General features: G+C 70.3%; 13 protein-coding genes. 10 read left to right on the forward strand and 3 right to left on the reverse strand.

The window, feature by feature from the left end:
• Positions 1–74: 74 nt before the first annotated feature.
• The 9 genes from FV229_RS02940 to lpxB all read left to right on the forward strand — a co-directional run bounded on the left by FV229_RS02940 (position 75) and on the right by lpxB (position 11,865).
• Entirely contained in the window at positions 75–1,295 is a 1,221-nt protein-coding gene (locus FV229_RS02940; RefSeq protein ID WP_147750506.1) for an HlyD family secretion protein, read from the forward strand.
• A gap of 5 nt (positions 1,296–1,300) precedes the next feature.
• Positions 1,301–2,902, forward strand: coding sequence for a DHA2 family efflux MFS transporter permease subunit (locus tag FV229_RS02945; protein ID WP_147750507.1), 1,602 nt, complete (start codon positions 1,301–1,303; stop codon positions 2,900–2,902).
• A 227-nt stretch (positions 2,903–3,129) separates the two neighbouring features.
• Positions 3,130–4,284 carry an RIP metalloprotease RseP gene (gene rseP / locus FV229_RS02950; RefSeq protein ID WP_147750508.1) on the forward strand — a complete coding sequence of 385 codons (1,155 nt, stop codon included), beginning with the start codon at positions 3,130–3,132 and terminating at the stop codon, positions 4,282–4,284.
• A 417-nt stretch (positions 4,285–4,701) separates the two neighbouring features.
• Positions 4,702–7,281, forward strand: coding sequence for an outer membrane protein assembly factor BamA (gene bamA, locus FV229_RS02955; RefSeq protein ID WP_147750509.1), 2,580 nt, complete (start codon positions 4,702–4,704; stop codon positions 7,279–7,281).
• Between the two features lie 57 nt (positions 7,282–7,338).
• A complete protein-coding gene (lpxD, locus tag FV229_RS02960; protein ID WP_147750510.1) occupies positions 7,339–8,397 on the forward strand; it encodes a UDP-3-O-(3-hydroxymyristoyl)glucosamine N-acyltransferase in 1,059 nt (352 codons plus the stop codon).
• A gap of 153 nt (positions 8,398–8,550) precedes the next feature.
• Positions 8,551–9,015, forward strand: a complete 465-nt coding sequence (gene fabZ / locus FV229_RS02965; RefSeq protein WP_147750511.1) for a 3-hydroxyacyl-ACP dehydratase FabZ — start codon at positions 8,551–8,553, stop codon at positions 9,013–9,015.
• Entirely contained in the window at positions 9,012–9,830 is an 819-nt protein-coding gene (gene lpxA, locus FV229_RS02970; RefSeq protein ID WP_147750512.1) for an acyl-ACP--UDP-N-acetylglucosamine O-acyltransferase, read from the forward strand. Before fabZ ends, lpxA begins: the two co-directional genes overlap by 4 nt.
• A gap of 8 nt (positions 9,831–9,838) precedes the next feature.
• Positions 9,839–10,720 (forward strand): UDP-2,3-diacylglucosamine diphosphatase LpxI, encoded by an 882-nt coding sequence (gene lpxI / locus FV229_RS02975; protein WP_147750513.1) that lies wholly within the window; start codon positions 9,839–9,841, stop codon positions 10,718–10,720.
• A complete protein-coding gene (gene lpxB / locus FV229_RS02980) occupies positions 10,717–11,865 on the forward strand; it encodes a lipid-A-disaccharide synthase (protein WP_147750514.1) in 1,149 nt (382 codons plus the stop codon). The genes lpxI and lpxB overlap by 4 nt, the downstream gene beginning before the upstream one ends.
• A 44-nt stretch (positions 11,866–11,909) precedes the next feature.
• Here the strand turns inward: lpxB and gltA are convergent, their stop codons facing one another.
• Complete coding sequence (gltA, locus tag FV229_RS02985) at positions 11,910–13,199, reverse strand: citrate synthase (protein ID WP_147750515.1); 1,290 nt, start codon at positions 13,197–13,199, stop codon at positions 11,910–11,912.
• A 208-nt stretch (positions 13,200–13,407) separates the two neighbouring features.
• On the reverse strand, positions 13,408–14,835 hold the full coding sequence (gene gltX, locus FV229_RS02990; protein ID WP_147750516.1) for a glutamate--tRNA ligase: 1,428 nt from the start codon (positions 14,833–14,835) through the stop codon (positions 13,408–13,410).
• 243 nt (positions 14,836–15,078) lie between these two features.
• On the opposite strand from gltX, the gene FV229_RS02995 reads away from it, so the two are divergent.
• Positions 15,079–17,412, forward strand: coding sequence for a ComEC/Rec2 family competence protein (locus FV229_RS02995; RefSeq protein WP_147750517.1), 2,334 nt, complete (start codon positions 15,079–15,081; stop codon positions 17,410–17,412).
• Here the strand turns inward: FV229_RS02995 and lexA are convergent.
• A partial coding sequence (lexA, locus tag FV229_RS03000; RefSeq protein ID WP_147750518.1) for a transcriptional repressor LexA occupies positions 17,406–17,899 on the reverse strand: 494 nt, incomplete at its 5' end. The genes FV229_RS02995 and lexA overlap by 7 nt on opposite strands.

Genomic DNA, 17,899 nt, shown 5'->3' on the forward strand with positions numbered 1-17,899 from the left:
TCGGCGGACGTCAAACTTTTAGCGCCGATGACCGAACGGTTCGGTCAGCAAGTTTCGAGACTGGGATTTCGGGCATGTCGTTGCGCGAGGATGGCGACCGGATCGATGCGGTCGAGCCGACAGACGCCGTGCGGGACGACCGCGCCGAAGCGCCGCGTGCTGCCCCGAAGGCGGTTGAGCCGCCGCCCGCCGCCCCGAAGGTCGCCGAGCCGCCGGCAGCGAAGACGCGCTCGCGCAAGAAGCTGGTCTTGGCCGGCCTGCTCTGTGCGGTCCTCGCTGGGGGCGGCTACCAGGGCTGGCAGTACTGGACGCTCAGGCGGTACTTCGTGTCCACGGACGACGCCTACGTGCAGGCCGACATCTCGGTGCTCGCGGCCAAGGTCTCCGGTTACCTCGAAGCGGTGCCGGTGGTGAACGGCCAGTCGGTGAAGAAGGGCGACGTGATCGCCCGGCTCGACGACGGCGACTATCGGCTCGCGCAGCAGGCGGCGCAGGACAAGCTCGCGACCCAGGAAAGCACGATCGTGCGGATCGGCCGGCAGGCCGACGCAGCCCAGGCGCAGGTCGCGCAGATGGCCGCACAGATCGACGCCACCAAGGCCGACGCGGTGCGCGCGCTCGCCGACTACAACCGCGCGACGCAGATGCAATCCGACTACGTCGCCAAATCCCGCCTCGACCAGGCCAAGGCCGACCGCGACCGGACCGACGCCGCGGTGAAGGGCGCAGAGGCTGGGCTGATCGCGGCGAAGGCCAACGTCGAGGTGCTGCATGCCCAGCAGCGCGAGGCCGAGAGCCTGGCCGCCGAACTGCGCACCGCCGTCGATCGCGCCAAGCGCGACGTGGCCTTCTCGACGATCCGGGCTCCGTTCGACGGCGTGGTCGGCAACAAGGCGGTCGAGGCTGGCGCCTACGTCGCGCCGGGCTCGCGCGTCGCCGCTCTGGTGCCGCTGAAGAGCGTACGCATCGATGCGAACTTCAAGGAGACGCAGCTCGTGCGCGTCCGCCCCGGGCAGCGCGTCCAGGTCGAGGTCGACGCCTATCCCGGCCGCGAGATCGAGGGTGAGGTCGAGTCGCTCTCGCCCGCCTCCGGTTCGGTCTTCAGCCTGTTGCCCCCCGACAACGCCACGGGCAACTTCACCAAGATCGTCCAGCGCCTGCCGGTTCGGGTGAAGGTGCCGGCCGACATCGCCGCCGAAGGCCTGCTCCGGCCCGGCCTGTCGGTGACGGTCCGCATCGACACCCGCGACGGCGCCGACGCGCCGCTGCTTCGCACCGCGCACAAGCAGGACTGACGCCCATGGCTGCGAGCGCCGCCGTCGGCCTCGGCCGCGGCCCGATCCCCGCCGTGCCGGCGGTGGCGGCCGAGCCGCCGCTCGACCGCCGCCGGATGGTGGCGTTCCTGTGCATGGTGTTCGGGATGTTCATGGCGATCCTGGACATCCAGATCGTCTCGGCCTCGCTCAACGAGATCCAGGCCGGTCTCTCGGCCTCGGGCGACGAGATCCCCTGGGTCCAGACCAGCTATCTCATCGCCGAGGTGATTTCGATCCCGCTCTCGGGTACCCTTTCGCGGGTGCTCTCGACCCGGTGGATGTTCGTGATCTCGGCCGGCGGCTTCACGCTGATGAGCGTGATGTGCGCCACCTCCTCTTCGATCAACGAGATGATCGTCTGGCGCGCGCTGCAGGGCTTCATCGGCGGCGGCATGATCCCGACGGTGTTCGCCTCCGCCTTCACCATCTTCCCGCCGTCGAAGCGCTCGATCGTCTCGCCGATGATCGGCCTCGTGGCGACGCTGGCGCCGACCATCGGTCCGACGGTGGGCGGCTACCTGACGGATCTCGGCTCCTGGCACTGGCTGTTCCTGATCAACGTGGTGCCCGGCATCGCCGTCACGGTCTCGACCTACGTCCTCGTCGACTTCGACGAGCCGAACCTCGACCTGTTCAAGAGCTTCGACTGGTACGGGCTCGCCGGCATGGCCGGCTTCCTCGGTTGCCTCGAATACGTTCTCGAGGAGGGACCGAACCACGATTGGCTGCAGGACGACGCGGTGGCGATCTGCGCCGTGATCGGCGTGGTGTCGGCGGTCGGCTTCTTCTGGCGGGTCTTCACCGCGAAACAACCGATCGTGGACCTGCGCGCCTTCACCGACCGGAACTTCGCCGCCGGCTGCGCCGCGAGCTTCGTCCTCGGCATCGGCCTGTATGGGCTGACCTACCTCTATCCGGTCTACCTCGCCCGGGTCCGCGGCTACTCGGCGCTGCAGATCGGCGAGACGATGTTCGTCTCGGGCCTGTGCATGTTCGCCACCGCACCGATCGCCGGGCGTTTCTCCGGCAAGGTCGATCCGCGCATCCTCATGGCGATCGGGTTCACGGGCTTCGCCGCCGGAACCTGGATCGTCACCGGCCTGACCAAGGATTGGGACTTCTGGGAGCTGCTGTGGCCGCAGGTGCTGCGCGGCTGCTCGCTGATGCTGTGCATGATCCCGATCAACAACATCGCGCTCGGCACCCTGCCGCCGGCCCGGATCAAGAACGCGTCGGGTCTCTACAACCTCACCCGCAACCTCGGCGGCGCGGTGGGGCTCGCACTGATCAACACCCTGCTCAACGACCGCTGGGACCTGCACCTCGCCCGCCTGCACGAGCGCTTCACCTGGGCCAACGGCGCGGCCCTGGAGCGCCTCGACGCGATGCGGCGCCAGTTCGAGGCGACCGGGGGCGACGCGGAGAAGATGGCCTTGAAGGCGATGACCAACACCGTGCGGATGCAGGGCCTGGTGATGAGCTTCGAGGACGTGTTCCTGGTGCTCACCGGCCTGTTCCTGACGATGGCGCTCGCCACCCCCCTGATCCGTAAGCCGGCGGCCGTCGCCGGCGGCGGCGGGCACTGACGCATCGGGCCAGGCTGCGTTCGCAAGCTGGGTTCGCAGGCGGCGTTCGCAAGCGGCGTTCGAAGGACGGGATTGCGGGGAAAACCACGGCGTGCGCCCCGCAGGCGTCGCGGCGCGCGCGCTCGTGCCACGCTGGAGATCGGGTCGCGCAGGTTTGCGTTGGATCACCACGGCACCGATCTGCTAGGACGGAACGCTGGGCCCGCGCGCGGCCCGAGGATCGACGCATGGATTTCCTGACCGCGATGGGCGGCACGGCCACCGGCTTCTTCGGTGCGGTGATCCCGTTCCTGTTCGTTCTGACCGTCGTGGTCTTCGTCCACGAGATGGGGCACTTCCTCGTCGGCCGCTGGTGCGGCGTCGGCGTCCACGCCTTCTCGATCGGCTTCGGGCCGGAGCTCGTCGGCTTCAACGACCGGCATGGCACCCGCTGGAAGCTCTGCGCCATCCCGCTCGGCGGCTACGTCAAGTTCCACGGCGACGCCAACGGCGCCAGCGTACCCTCGCCCGAGGCGATCGCGCGGATGACCCCGCAGGAGCGGGCGACCAGCTTCCCGACCCAGCCGGTGGCCAAGCGCGCGGCGATCGTCGTCGCCGGCCCGGTGGCGAACTTCATCCTGGCGATCCTGCTGTTCGCCGGCGCGATCTGGCTCGGCGGCCGCATGGAGCTGCCGGCCCGGGTCTCGGCGATCGACCCCAACAGCGCCGCCGCGCAGGCCGGCTTCCAGCCCGGCGACCTCGTGAAGAGCATCGACGGCGAGCCGGTCGCCGACTTCAACGCGATGTACCGCATCGTCACCGGCAGCGCCGGGACGCCGCTGAACTTCGTCGTCGAGCGCGCCGGGGCCGACGTCCCGATCGTCGCGACCCCGGCCGTCTACGAGGAGAGCACCAAGTTCGGCCGCCACCGGATCGGGCGCCTCGGCATCCGCTCGCCGGCAGCCTCCGAGGCGAAGCTCGTCACCTACGGCCCCGTCGCCTCCCTCGGGCTCGGCGTCCACGAGACCGCGTTCGTGGTGGAGCGAACCTTCTCCTACCTCGGCAAGCTGGTGACCGGCCGCGAATCCGCCGACCAGCTCTCCGGCCCGATCGGCATCGCCCGCGTCTCCGGCGAGGTCGCCAAGGTCGGCGGCATCGGCGGGCTGATCGGGCTGATCGCGCTGCTCTCGGTCTCGATCGGCCTGCTCAACCTGTTCCCGGTGCCGCTGCTCGATGGCGGGCACCTGCTGTTCTACGCTTTCGAGGTGGTGCGCGGCCGCCCCTTGAGCGAGCGTGCGCAGGAGATCGGCTTCCGACTCGGGCTCGCGCTCGTGCTGGTCCTGATGATCTTCGCGGCCTGGAACGACATCCTCAACCTCGGCGCCTCCTGGCGCGCGACCTGAGCGTCGCGGCGCCCTTCGGCGGGCGCCCGGCGCGGGGCGCCGCATTCCCGCCGTGATTGGGCCCGCGGGAGCCTCGCCGGGCGCCCGATCGGGCCGCGGCACCGCACCCGCCGAGACGCCTCCAGATGGTTTCGAAGGCGTTGCGGCGATCCCATTCGCGCCAGGAATGTCGTGATGCGGCAGGGATTTACCATTCGTTTACCCTGCGACGAATTGGACGGGAACTTCGCGTCACCGTTAAGTGGCCTGAAGGCCACGGCCCTCCAAAATCCAGGTCATGGGGCCTCCCGCGCCGTTTGCTTGGCTTGGGAATCCCGGTAAGAGCTACGCTTGGACCAGGTATTACGGGACGGCCGGTCAACGGCCGCCCGTGGCGGGTGCGAACCCGATCCGATAATAAGACAGACGGGCGAATAGATGATGTCGATGACGGGGAAGCACCGGCGCAAGTCGGTGAAGCGGACCATCGTCCTAGCCGCCGCGGCGGGCATTGCGCTGACCGGGGTCGCGCAGGCCCAGCAGATCGTCGTCCAGGGCAACCGGCGCGTCGACGCCGACACCATCCGTTCCTACGTCACCGGCACCGCATCGGGCTCCGCCGAGGAAGCCCGCCGCAACCTGCTCGCGAGCGGCATGTTCGCCGACGTGAAGGTCGCCGCCAGCGGCGGTCGCACCGTCGTGACGGTCCGCGAGAACAACCTGATCAACCGGGTCGTGTTCGAGGGCAACAAGAAGATCGAGAAGGCGACCCTCGAAGGTCAGGTCGAGGCGAAAGCTCGCGGCGCCTTCAACGAGGCCGTGATCAAGTCCGACATGGCCCGGATCAAGGAAGTCTACCGCCGCGCCGGCCGCGGGACCGCCAAGGTCACCTACCGCACCGTCGATCTGCCGAACGGCTCGGTCGACGTGATCTACCAGATCGACGAGGGCGACAAGACCGGCATCGTGTCGATCAGCTTCGTCGGCAACAGCGCCGTGAGCGAGCGGACCTTGAAGGGGCTGGTCTCCTCGTCCGAGATGAACTTCCTGTCGTTCATCAAGACCTCCGACGTCTACGATCCCGATCGCATCGCCAACGACCTCGACCTCGTCCGCCGCTACTACCTGCGCAAGGGCTACGCCGACTTCCGCATCGTCAACGCCGACGCCCGCTACGTCGAGGGCCCGGACGCCAACGGCTGGGTGATCACGGTCACCGTCGAGGAAGGCGAGCAGTACACCGTCGGCGCCGTGGCGGTGGATTCTCGCCTGCCGGGCCTCGACACGACGCGCCTCGACGGCGAGGTCCGCACCGCGGTCGGCGACATCTACAACGCCGAGGACGTCGAGAAGACCCTGTCGGGCCTGACCAACGACGTGGCGCGTGCCGGCTACCCCTTCGCCCAGGTCCGCCCGACCGGCCAGCGCGACCGCGCGACCCACCAGGTCTCCCTCGGCTTCGTCGTCGAGGACGGCCCGCGCGTCTACGTCGAGCGCATCAACATCCGCGGCAACACCCGCACGCGCGACTACGTCATCCGCCGTGAGCTCGATATCGCCGAGGGCGACGCCTACAACCGCGTGCTGACCGACCGGGCCGAGCGCCGCCTGAACGGCCTGGGCTTCTTCAAGAAGGTCCGCTTCTCGAACGAGCCGGGCTCCTCGCCCGATCGCGTCGTGATCAACATCGACGTCGAGGATCAGCCCACGGGCTCGTTCTCGGTGGCCGGCGGCTACTCCACCCAGGACGGCATCATCGGCGAGGTCTCGGTCTCCGAGTCGAACTTCCTCGGCCGCGGCCAGTACGTCCGCCTCGCCGGAACCGGCGGTCAGTATTCCCGCGGCGTCGACTTCTCGTTCACGGAGCCGTACTTCCTCGGCTATCGCCTCGCCGCCGGCTTCGACGCGTTCTACAAGTACAGCGACCTGACCCGCTACTCGCGCTACGAGACCACCGTCTACGGCGGCCAGCTCCGCATCGGCCTGCCGGTGACCGAGCAGTTCGGCGTCACGCTGCGCTACTCGCTGTACAACACCGAGCTGAAGGTCCCGAACTCGATCAAGCAGCCCTACAACGACTGCTCGAACCCGATCCCGGGCCTCACCGACGTCTACACCGCCAACGACGCGCGTGGGACGGTCGATCCCGCGACCGGCCGGAGCCGCGTCGGCCTCGCCTCCTACCCGAACTGCGCCTACAACGGCGAAGCGTCGATCGCGATCAAGGGCTCGCAGGGCAACACGCTCACCTCGCTCGCCGGCCTCACGCTGGCCTACTCGACGCTCGACGTGATCGGCGCACCGCGCAACGGCCTCTACGCCGAGCTGAAGCCCGACCTTGCGGGTCTCGGCGGCGACTCGAAGTTCTTCCGCGTCACCGGCGACGCCCGGTACTACAAGGAGCTCTACGAGGACGTCGTCGGCTTCGTCCGCATCCAGGGCGGTCACATCGAGGCGCTCGACAGCAACCCGCTGCGCATCACCGACCAGTTCTTCCTCGGGCCGTCGCTCGTCCGCGGATTCGCCCCCAACGGCATCGGACCGCGCGACGTCGGCACCACCGACGCCCGCTCCAACGCCATCGGCGGCTCGACCTACGTCGGCGGCACCCTCGAGATCCAGTTCCCGCTCCCCTACGTGCCGCGTGATCTCGGCCTGAAGGGCGCGGTCTTCGCCGACGCCGGCACGCTGTTCGGCTATCACGGCCGCACGAACTTCGACGTGAACGGCGACAACTTCATCAACGGCACCGCACCCGGCGGCGCCTGCAACTTCAACGCCTTCAGCATCGGCGTCGAGCCGGAATGCGTGAACGTCCGCGACAAGACCACGATTCGCTCGTCGGTCGGCGCCTCGATCCTGTGGAACTCGCCGCTCGGTCCGATCCGCTTCGACTACGCCTATGCCCTCAGCAAGGACGAAGGCGTGAAGGTCTTCGTGCCGACGCTCGGCAAGTACGGCCATATCGGCGCGGACCAGACGCAAGCGTTCCGCTTCTCCGGCGGCTCGCGGTTCTGATCTCGGAAAAAAGGTCGCGCGCCGCCTCGGGTTTCCCGGGGCGGCGCGTTGTCGTGCATGCCTGATCCCGTCTTCTTCATCCCACAGCCCGGTCTGACCCTCGGCCACGTCGCCGAGGCGGCGGGCCTTCCCGTGCCCGAGGGCTTCGATCCGGCGCATCGGGTCGACGCCGCCGCGCCCCTGGAAACCGCGGGGTCGCACGACCTCGCCTACATGGACAACGCCCGCTACGGCGAGGCGCTCGCCGCGACCCGGGCCGGCATCTGCCTCGTCGCCCCGCGCTTCGCCGCCCGCGTCCCCGCCGGCACCGCCGGGCTCGTCCTGCGCGATCCCTACCGCGTCTACGCCGACCTCCTCGGCCGTCTGCATCCGGACGCGCTCCGCCCCGGTTCGCAGTTCGGCGCCCGTGGCGTCGCGCCGGGCGCCCACGTCCACCCCGACGCGCGCCTGGAAGACGGCGTCACGGTCGATCCCGGCGCGGTCGTCGGTCCCGGGGCCGAGGTCGGCGCGGGCACGGTGATCGGCCCCGGCGCCAGCATCGGCCCCAACGTGCGGATCGGGCGGGATTGCGCCGTCGGCGCCGGCGTCACCTTGAGCCACGCGCTCATCGGCAACCGCGTCATCCTCCATCCCGGCGCCCGCATCGGCCAGGACGGCTTCGGCTTCCACATGGGCGCGACCCACCTCAAGGTGCCGCAGGTCGGCCGGGTGATCGTGCAGGACGACGTCGAGATCGGCGCCAACACGACGGTGGACCGCGGTGCCTCGCGCGACACGGTGATCGGCGAGGGCACCAAGATCGATAACCTCGTGCAGATCGCCCATAACGTGGTGATCGGCCGCCACTGCGTGATCGTCTCGGGCGTCGGCATCTCCGGCTCGACGACGCTGGAGGACTACGTCGTACTCGGCGGGCAGGTCGGGGTCGTCGGCCACCTTCGCATCGGCCGCGGGTCGCAGATCGCCGGCTCCTCCAACGTCAACCGCGACGTGCCGCCCGGCAGCCGCTGGGGTGGCACGCCGGCCAAGCCCGTCCGCGCCTGGTTCCGCGAGCTGACCACGCTCGCCCGCCTCGCCGAGCGCAGCGGCCGCGACGAGCCTGCCGACAAGGGCTGATCGTCCAAGCTCCCGATCGTCCAAGGCCCTGATCGTCCAAGATCCGGCGTCGGCCGCGCTTGCATCCGGGCGCCGTTTGGGTCGAAAGGACGGGGATCGGTGACGACGGGCGGGCGCGGATGCGCGGCGTCGAGGCGAGGATCGAAGAGATCGATGAGTGAGACGGCGCGTGAACTCGGCTCGGCCGACATCCAGAAGGTGCTTGAGCTGCTGCCGCACCGCTACCCGTTCCTGATGATCGACCGGATCATCGAGATCGACGGCGACGAGAGCTGCATCGGCATCAAGAACGTCACCGTCAACGAGCCGCAATTCACCGGGCACTTCCCGAACATGCCGGTGTTCCCCGGGGTGCTGCTGATCGAGGGCATGGCCCAGACGGCGGGCGCGATCTGCTGCCGGCACATCATGGAGAGCAACGTGCAGACCAAGCAAGTGTTCTTCATGACCATCGACAAGTGCAAGTTCCGCAAGCCGGTGGTGCCGGGCGACCAGGTCCGCTTCCACATGAAGAAGACCAACAATCGCAAGACGATGTGGTGGTTCCACGGAGAGGCCCGCGTCGACGGCGTCCTCGTGGCGGAGGCCGACATCGGGGCCATGCTGGTGACCGCGTGAGCGCGCCCGCGATCCATTCGAGCGCGATCGTCGAGGACGGCGCCGAGATCGGCGACGGCTGCCGCATCGGGCCGTTCTGCCATGTCGGCCCGCAGGTGGTGCTCGGCGTCGATTGCGAGCTCGTGAGCCACGCGGTGGTGGCGGGCGACACCCGGATCGGCGCGCGGACGAAGATCTATCCCTTCGCCTCGATCGGCCACCCGCCGCAGGACCTGAAGTACAAGGGCGAGGCCTCGACGCTGCGGATCGGCTCCGATTGCCTGATCCGCGAGGGCGTGACCATGAATCCGGGCACCGAGGGCGGCGGCCTGGAGACCGTGGTCGGCGACCGCTGCACCTTCCTGGCCAACGCCCATGTGGGCCATGACGGCCATGTCGGCAGCGACGTGATCTTTTCGAACAACGTCATGCTCGCCGGCCATTGCAGCGTCGGCGACTACGCGATCCTCGGCGGCGGCGCCGCGGTGATCCAGTTCGCCCGCGTCGGCGCGCATGCTTTCGTCGGCGGTCTGTCGGCCCTGGAGAACGACTGCATCCCCTACGGCATGGCGCTCGGCAACCGCGCTTCGCTCTCGGGCCTCAACATCGTCGGCCTCCAGCGACGGGGCTTCGCCCGCGAAGACATCCATGCGCTGCGCCGCGCTTACCGTTCGCTCTTCGCGGCCGAGGGCACGCTGATGGAGCGGGTGGAAGACGTGGCTTCGGAGTTCGAGAGCCACCCGGCGGTCCGCGAGATCCTCGATTTCATCCGCGCCGGCGGCAAGCGCTCGATCTGCACGCCGCGCGAGGCGCCGGCTCCCATCGGCGGCGCCTGAGCCCGCCGATGTCGGCTCCTCGGGCCGCACGGCCGGACGCGAGGCTGGTGCTGGTCGCAGGCGCCGGGCGCCTGCCGGAACAGGTCGCCCACTCCCTCGATCGTGCCGGCCGCGCCTTCAAGGTGCTGGCGCTGCGCGGCTTCACCGACCACGCCCTGCGCGAGCGGGCCGACGCCACGGTCGACCTCCTCGACATCGGTGAGACCCTGCGCATCCTCGAAGGCTGGGGGCCGGCCACCGTCGTGCCGGCCGGCGGCGTCGCGCGGCCGAGCCCCGCCGCGATCCTCAACGCGGCCGCCGCCTTCCGCAACCGGGTCGCGCTCCGAAACCTCGCCGACGGCGGCGACGACCGGCTGCTGCGCGGCGCCCTCGCGCTGCTGGAGGAGAACGGCCACACCGTCTGCGGCGTCCACGAGGTCGCCCCCGACCTGCTGAGCCCCGCCGGCACGATCGGCGGCCACCGGCCGGACGCGGCGGGCGAGGCCTCCATCGCGACCGGCCGGGCGGTGCTGGCCGCGCTCTCGTCCTTCGATGTCGGCCAAGCGGTAGTGGTGGCGGCCGACCGGGTGCTCGCGGTCGAGGGGCCGGAGGGCACCGACCGCATGCTCGCCCGCGCCCGCGCGCTCGCACGGAAGCCTTGGGATCTGTTGCCCTGGGGCCGCATGCGGGCGCTGCCTGCGACCGTCCTGGTGAAGTGCGCCAAGGACGGCCAGGACTTGCGCATCGACTTGCCGGCGATCGGCCCGCGGACCGTCCGCAACGCGGCCGCCGCCGGCTGCGTCGGCCTCGCGGTGGAGGCCGGCCGCACCCTGTTGATCGACCGCCCGGAAACGATCGCCGAGGCCGACCGGCTCGGCCTCTTCCTGATCGGCATCGGAGTCGGCCCATGAAGATCTGGCTCGTGGCGGGCGAGGATTCCGGCGACCAGCTCGGCGCCAAGCTGATGGCGTCGCTGCGCGAGGCCGCGCCCGGCCCGGTAACCTTCGGCGGCGTCGGCGGGGAGGCGATGACGGCGCGGGGGCTGACCTCGCTCTTCCCCCTCGATGACGTGGCGGTGATGGGCTACCTGCCGGTGCTGGCGCGCCTACGCACGCTGCTGCGCCGCATCCGCCAGACCGTGGACGACGTGGTCGCCAACCGCCCGGACGTGCTCGTCATCATCGACAGCCCCGGCTTCACCCACGCGGTCGCCTCGCGCGTGCGCAAGCGCGCCCCGGAGATCCCGATCGTCGACTACGTCTCGCCGAGCGTGTGGGCGTGGCGGCCGTGGCGGGCGGCCTCGATGCGGGGGTTCGTCGATCACGTGCTGGCGCTGCTGCCGTTCGAGCCGGCGGCGCACCTACGGCTGAACGGGCCGCCCTGCACCTATGTCGGCCACCCCCTGATCGAGCGGTTCTCGGAGCTGCGGCCGGACGCGTCGGACGCCGCCCTGCGGGAGGCCGTGCCGTGGCGCGTGGTGGTGCTGCCGGGCTCTCGCCGCTCCGAGATCGAGCGGCTGATGCCGGTCTTCGGCCGGACGCTGGCGCGGCTGGCGCGGGACGTCGGCCCGATCGAAGCGGTGCTGCCTGCGGTCACCCGGCACCGCGCCCTGATCGAGCGCATGGCAAACGCCTGGAACGCGCCCGTGCGCATCGTCGCGGGCGAGACCGCGAAATATGCCGCCTTCCGCCAAGCGCGGGCCGCGCTCGCCGCCTCCGGCACGGTGACGCTGGAACTCGCGCTGGCGGGGGTGCCGATGGTGGTGGCCTACAAGGTCTCGCGGGTCGAGGAGGCGGTGGCCCGGCGCCTGATCCAGGTGCCGACCATCGTGCTGCCGAACCTGATCCTGTCCGAGAACGCCATGCCGGAATTCGTTCAGGCCGAGTGCACCGAGGACCGCCTCGCCGCGGCGCTCGCCCCCCTCGTCACCGGCGGCACCGCGCGCGACCGCCAGGTGGCGGCCCTGAAGCGCATCGACGGCCTGATGCGGCTCCCCGGCGACGAGGCGCCGAGCCGCAGCGCGGCGCGGGTGGTTCTGGCTGCGATCAAGGGCTGAGCGTCTCATCCCTCCCCCGCAGAGGGGGGAGGGTAGACCAGCCGTCAGCCGCGCTCGTTGATGCCGACGTAGTCGCGCTTGGTCGGGCCGACGTAGAGCTGGCGCGGGCGGCCGATCTTCTGCGAGGGATCCTCGATCATCTCGGCCCATTGCGCGATCCAGCCGACGGTGCGCGCCACCGCGAACAGCACCGTGAACATGTCGGTCGGGAAGCCCATCGCCTTCAGGGTGATGCCCGAGTAGAAGTCGATGTTCGGGTAGAGCTTCTTCTCGATGAAGTACTCGTCCTTGAGGGCGATCTCCTCGAGCTTCATCGCGACCTCAAGCAGCGGATCGTCGTTCTTGCCGAGTTCCTTCAGCACCTCGTGGGTGGTCTTCTGCATGATCCGCGCGCGCGGGTCGTAGTTCTTGTACACCCGGTGGCCGAAGCCCATCAGGCGGAACGGGTCGTTCTTGTCCTTGGCCTTGGCGACGTACTGATCGACGCGGTCCGGCGTGCCGATCTCCATCAGCATCTTCAAGGCCGCCTCGTTAGCGCCGCCATGCGCCGGCCCCCACAGGCAGGCGACGCCGGCCGCGATGCAGGCGAACGGGTTCGCGCCCGACGAGCCCGCGAGCCGCACCGTCGAGGTCGAGGCGTTCTGCTCGTGGTCGGCGTGCAGGATGAAGATCTTGTCCAGGGCCTTCGAAAAGATCGGGTTGACCTGGTAGTCCTCGCACGGGACGGCGTAGCACATCCGCAGGAAATTCGAGGTGTAGTCGAGATCGTTCTTCGGATACACGAACGGCTGGCCGATCGAGTATTTGTAGGCCATCGCCGCTAGCGTCGGCATCTTGGCGATCATGCGCATCGACGCGATCATGCGCTGGCTCTCGTCCGTGATGTCGGTCGAGTCGTGGTAGAAGGCCGAGAGCGCGCCGACGGAGGCGACCATCACCGCCATCGGGTGCGCGTCGCGGCGGAAGCCGGTGAAGAACCGGTTCATCTGGTCGTGCACCATGGTGTGGCGCGTGACGCGGTAGTCGAAGTCGGCCTTCTGACCCGGCGTCGGCAGCTCGCCGAACAGCATCAGGTAGCAGGTCTCGAGGAAGTCGCCCTGCTCGGCGAGCTGCTCGATCGGGTAGCCGCGATAGAGCAGCACGCCCTCGTCGCCGTCGATGTAGGTGATCTTCGATTCGCACGAGGCGGTCGAGGTGAAGCCGGGGTCGAAGGTGAAGGCGCCGGTCTGCGCGTAGAGCTTGCCGATATCGACGACGTCGGGGCCGATCGTACCGCTCTTGACCGGCAGAGAGACCTCTTTGCCGTCCACGGTGATGGTGCTGGCTGCGCTCATGGAACGTGGACCCTTTCCTGGCAACGAATTGGTGCCGGCCCAAGGCTCGGCTCCGCGCCGCCCTGGACCCGAAGTCACCTGCATTTTGCTGCAGGTGCTCACAGGCCCACCGGTTAGCGGATCGGCCGGGCGCCAGCAACGGCGCGGATGACAACCACGCCCCGACGCCAAGCGAAAACCGGGCCGTGCGTGCGCTGCGGCGAAAGCCTCAGCTTTTCGTGATCCGGTCGGCGAGGCGGGCGAGGCTTTCCTCACGGCCGAGGACCGCCATCACGTCGAACAGCGGCGGCGAGGTGGTGCGGCCGGTGAGCGCCGCCCGCAGCGGCTGCGCCACCTGCCCGAGCTTCAGCCCCTCGGTCTCGGCGAAAAGGCGCACTGCGGCTTCCGTCGTGGTGGCACTCCACTCGGGCAGGGCCTCGAGCGCCGGCAGGATTGCGGCGAGCCGCGCGCGGGCCTCGTCGGTGAGAAGGGCGGCGGCCTTCTCGTCCGGAACCAGCGGCCGCGCGGCGGTCAGGTAGTAGGCGCTGTCGAGCAGCTCGATCAGGGTCTTGGCCCGCTCCTTCAGCCCCGGCATCGCCGCGACGAGCTTTTCGCGCAGGTCCGGCGCGAGGGGGGCGATGAGGCCGCGCTCCGGGCCGACGTTCGGCAGGATGCGCTCGATCGCGTCGACCAGGTCCCCATCCGCTGCGCCGCGGATGTAGAGGCCGTTGAGGTTCTCGAGCTTGGCGAAGTCGAACCGCGCCGGCGAGCGGCCGATCGCCTTGAGGTCGAAGGCCGCCACCATCTCCTCAGTGGAAAACACCTCCTGGTCGCCGTGGCTCCAGCCGAGGCGGACGAGGTAGTTGCGCAGCGCCGCCGACAGGTAGCCGAGGTCGCGGTAGGCGTCGACGCCGAGCGCGCCGTGGCGCTTGGACAGCTTGGCCCCGTCGGCCCCGTGGATCAGCGGGATGTGCGCCATCCGCGGCACCTCCCAGCCCAGCGCTGCAAAGATCTGGCTCTGGCGGGCCGCGTTGGTGAGGTGGTCGTCGCCGCGGATCACCTGGGTCACGCCCATGTCGTGGTCGTCGACGACGACGGCGAGCATATAGGTCGGGTTGCCGTCCGAGCGCAGCAGCACGAGGTCGTCGAGGTCGCGGTTGGCCCAGGTGACGCGGCCCTGCACCGCGTCGTCCACCACCGTCTCGCCCTCGCTCGGGGCGCGCAGCCGGATCACCGGCTTTACCCCCGCCGGCGCGTCGGACGGGTCGCGGTCGCGCCAGCGCCCGTCGTAGCGCAGCGGCTTGCCGGCGGCCCGCGCCTGCTCACGCATCTGCGTCAGCTCGTCCTGCGTCGCGTAGCAGCGATAGGCGTTGCCCGAGGCCAGCAGATTCTCGGCGACCTCGCGGTGGCGCTCGGCGCGGGCGTACTGGAACACCACGTCGCCGTCCCAGTCGAGCCCGAGCCAGCGCATCCCGTCGAGGATGGCGTCGATCGCCCCTTGCGTCGATCGCTCGCGGTCGGTGTCCTCGATTCGCAGCAGCATCCGGCCGCCCATCCGGCGGGCGTAGAGCCAGTTGAACAGCGCCGTGCGGGCACCGCCGATATGGAGGTAGCCCGTGGGCGAGGGCGCGAAGCGCGTGACGACGGCTGACGACATCGGACGATGGATCTTCTGGTGAAGGGGCGAGGAGCACCCTGGTCGCGGCGCGGATCGACCGATCCGGTTGCGCGCGTCTAGATCGCTCCGCGGCGAAGGGAAAGGCGGTTCGGCGTCCGCGACGACGCACGCAAAGCTGGGGACCTGCACCGGCACCCGGTTCGCACGGCTCTAGCACGCCCGCGCGGATGCGTTAACAATCCGCGACGGCGCAGCGGCCTCGCGCCGGCCGGTGTGCCGATCATGGCGCGGGACATCGTACGATCGACGGGACGGGCCGTCGCTGGACCGGCTATCGGGCGCTTCCTCGCGCCCGCCGTGCTCGGGCCGGCTTTGCGCGGCTGGGTCGTCGGCGGCCTTGTGATCGAGGCCGAGCAGCGCCGGCTGTTCCCCTGGCTCGCGGTCGCCTTCGGTGCCGGCATCCTTGTGTTCTTCACCGCCACCGACGGGATGCCCGCGCTCTGGGCCCCCCTCGCTGCGGCGGCGGCCTGCGCCGCGACCCTGCCGTTCCTCGGTGGTCGGCCGGTGGCTTTGGCGATTGTGCTCGGGCTTGCCGCAGCGCTCCTCGGGTTCTCGGCGAGCGCCCTGCGGGTGTCGCGAGTGGCCGCGCCCGTGCTGACCCGCACGATGATCGCGCCGCTCGAAGGGCTGATCGAGTCGCTGGAGGAGCGGGAGGAGGGCGCCCGCCTCGTGGTCCGGGTCGCGAGCCTCGGCACGATGGCGGCGGCCGAGCGCCCGGTCCGCGTCCGCGTCTCGTTCAAGAAGGCGCCGCCCTTGCGCCCGGGCGACTTCATCGCCGCCACCGCCCGCCTGCTGCCGCCCCCGGAGGCGGCGCGGCCGGGCGGCTACGACTTCGCCCGCGACGCCTACTTCCGCGGCATCGGCGCGGTCGGCTCCTTGTTGGGAAAGATCGCGGTGAAGCCGCCGCCGGAGCCGGTGCCGTGGTCGCTCCGCCTTGCGGCTGCGGTGGACGACGCTCGAAACGCGCTCACCCGCCGGATCACCGACGCCAACGGCGGCCAGGCCGGCGCGGTCGCGGCCGCCCTCGTGACCGGCAAGCGCGGGCTGATCGCGCCGGCGACCAACGACACCTTGCGGGCGGCCGGAATTTATCACGTGGTCTCGATCTCGGGACTCCACATGGTGCTGGCGGCCGGCGTCGTGTTCTGGCTCGTGCGGGCCGGGCTCGCGCTGGTGCCGTTCCTCGCGCTGGCCTGGCCGATCAAGAAGATCGCCGCGGCGCTGGCGATGGTCGGCGTCACCGCCTACTGCGTCTTCTCCGGCTGGGACATCGCCGCCGAGCGCTCACTCGTCATGACCCTGATCATGCTCGGCGCGATCCTGGTCGATCGCCCGGCGTTGAGCATGCGCAACCTCGCCCTCGCCGCGCTCATCGCGCTGGCGCACGAGCCGGAGGGGCTGCTCGGCCCGAGCTTCCAGATGTCGTTTGGGGCGGTGGCCGGCCTCATCGCCTGCGCCCGGCTGATCGACGGGCGCCTGTTCCGCCGCGACGGCGCTGGGCGGATCGGCCGGCTGATCGCCCTGGGGCTGACGACGGTCGTCGGCACGCTCGGCACGACGCTGGTGGCCCAGGTCGCCACCGCACCCTTCGCGACCTACCACTTTCAGACGGTGCAGCCTTTCGGGTTGATCGGTAACGCGCTCACGCTGCCGCTGGTCTCGCTCGCGGTGATGCCGGCGGCGGTGCTCGGCATCGTCGCCTACCCGTTCGCCCTCGATCAGCCGGTCTGGTGGCTGATGGGCCTGGCAGTGCGGGGGATGCTGACGATCTCCGGCTGGATCGAGGGGCTCGGTCGCGCCAACGTGGTGGTTCCGGCTTTCGGCACCGGCGCGCTCGGGTGCCTCGCCGCGGCGCTCCTGCTCGCGACGCTGCCGGTCTCGCGCCTGCGCTGGCTCGCCCTGCCGCCGGCGCTGCTGGGGCTCGGCCTCGCGACGGCGCCGGCCCGCTTCGACATCTACGTCGATCGCCAGGGCAGCGGTGCCGCGGTGCGCCGGATCGACGGCAGCCTCGTCGCCCTCGGCAAGCCGTCGAACTTCGTGCTGGAGCAATGGCTGAAGGCCGACGGCGACGGACGGACCGGCGCGCAGGCGACCGGGGGCGCTACGTGTGATCGGATCGGTTGCGTCCTACGGCTCGCCGACGGCCGCGCGGTGGCGCTCGTGAAGGACCGCCGCGGCTTCGCCCAGGATTGCGCCAACGCCGCGGTGCTGATCACGCCGCTCTCCGCGCCGCCCGGCTGCGCCGCAGCCCTCGTCATCGATCGCGCCTACCTCGCCGCCTACGGCGCGGTGGCGATCCGCCTACAGCCGGACGGCTTCACGGTGAGTCGGACCCGCGAGCCGGGGCGGACGCTGCCGTGGCGACCGGCCCAAGCCCGCGTGCCGGCCAAGCCAGCCGACCAGCCGGTGCCAGAATCGCCTTTACCCGGCGAGATCAAGCCGAAGTACGTACCTTTCCAGGGCATGGCGCCGCCGAATCCGCGGACCGAACCGGCGCCCGACGACCCGGCCGCGGACGGCCCCGACGCCGAGATGCCGGCGGAGACGCTTCAGTAACGGCGGACGAGGCTGACCAACCGCCCCTGGATCTGGACGCGATCCGGCCCGAGCACGCGGGTTTCGTAAGCGGGGTTGGCCGCTTCCAGTGCGATCGACGAGCCGCGCCGGCGCAGGCGCTTCAGCGTCGCCTCCTCATCGTCGATCAGCGCGACGATGATGTCGCCGGTGTTGGCGGTGTCCTGCTTGCGGATTACCACGAGGTCGCCGTCGAGGATGCCAGCCTCGACCATCGAATCGCCGCGGACCTCCAGTGCGTAGTGCTCGCCGCCGGCCAGGAAGTCCGGCGACATCGTGATCGCGTGGCTCTGGTTCTGGATCGCCGAGATCGGTGTTCCGGCGGCGATCCGGCCCATCACCGGGATCAACACGGAGCGACCGCTGTCGTCGACCATCTGCGTCGTCGGCCGAGGCGGCACCGCCTTGGCGCGCCCGCCCTCCACCACGCTCGGGGTGAAGCGGCGTGGCGCGGCCGCCGCCGCCGGGG

It is taken from the genome of Methylobacterium sp. WL120 (genome assembly GCF_008039465.1).
Classification (GTDB): domain Bacteria; phylum Pseudomonadota; class Alphaproteobacteria; order Rhizobiales; family Beijerinckiaceae; genus Methylobacterium; species Methylobacterium cerastii.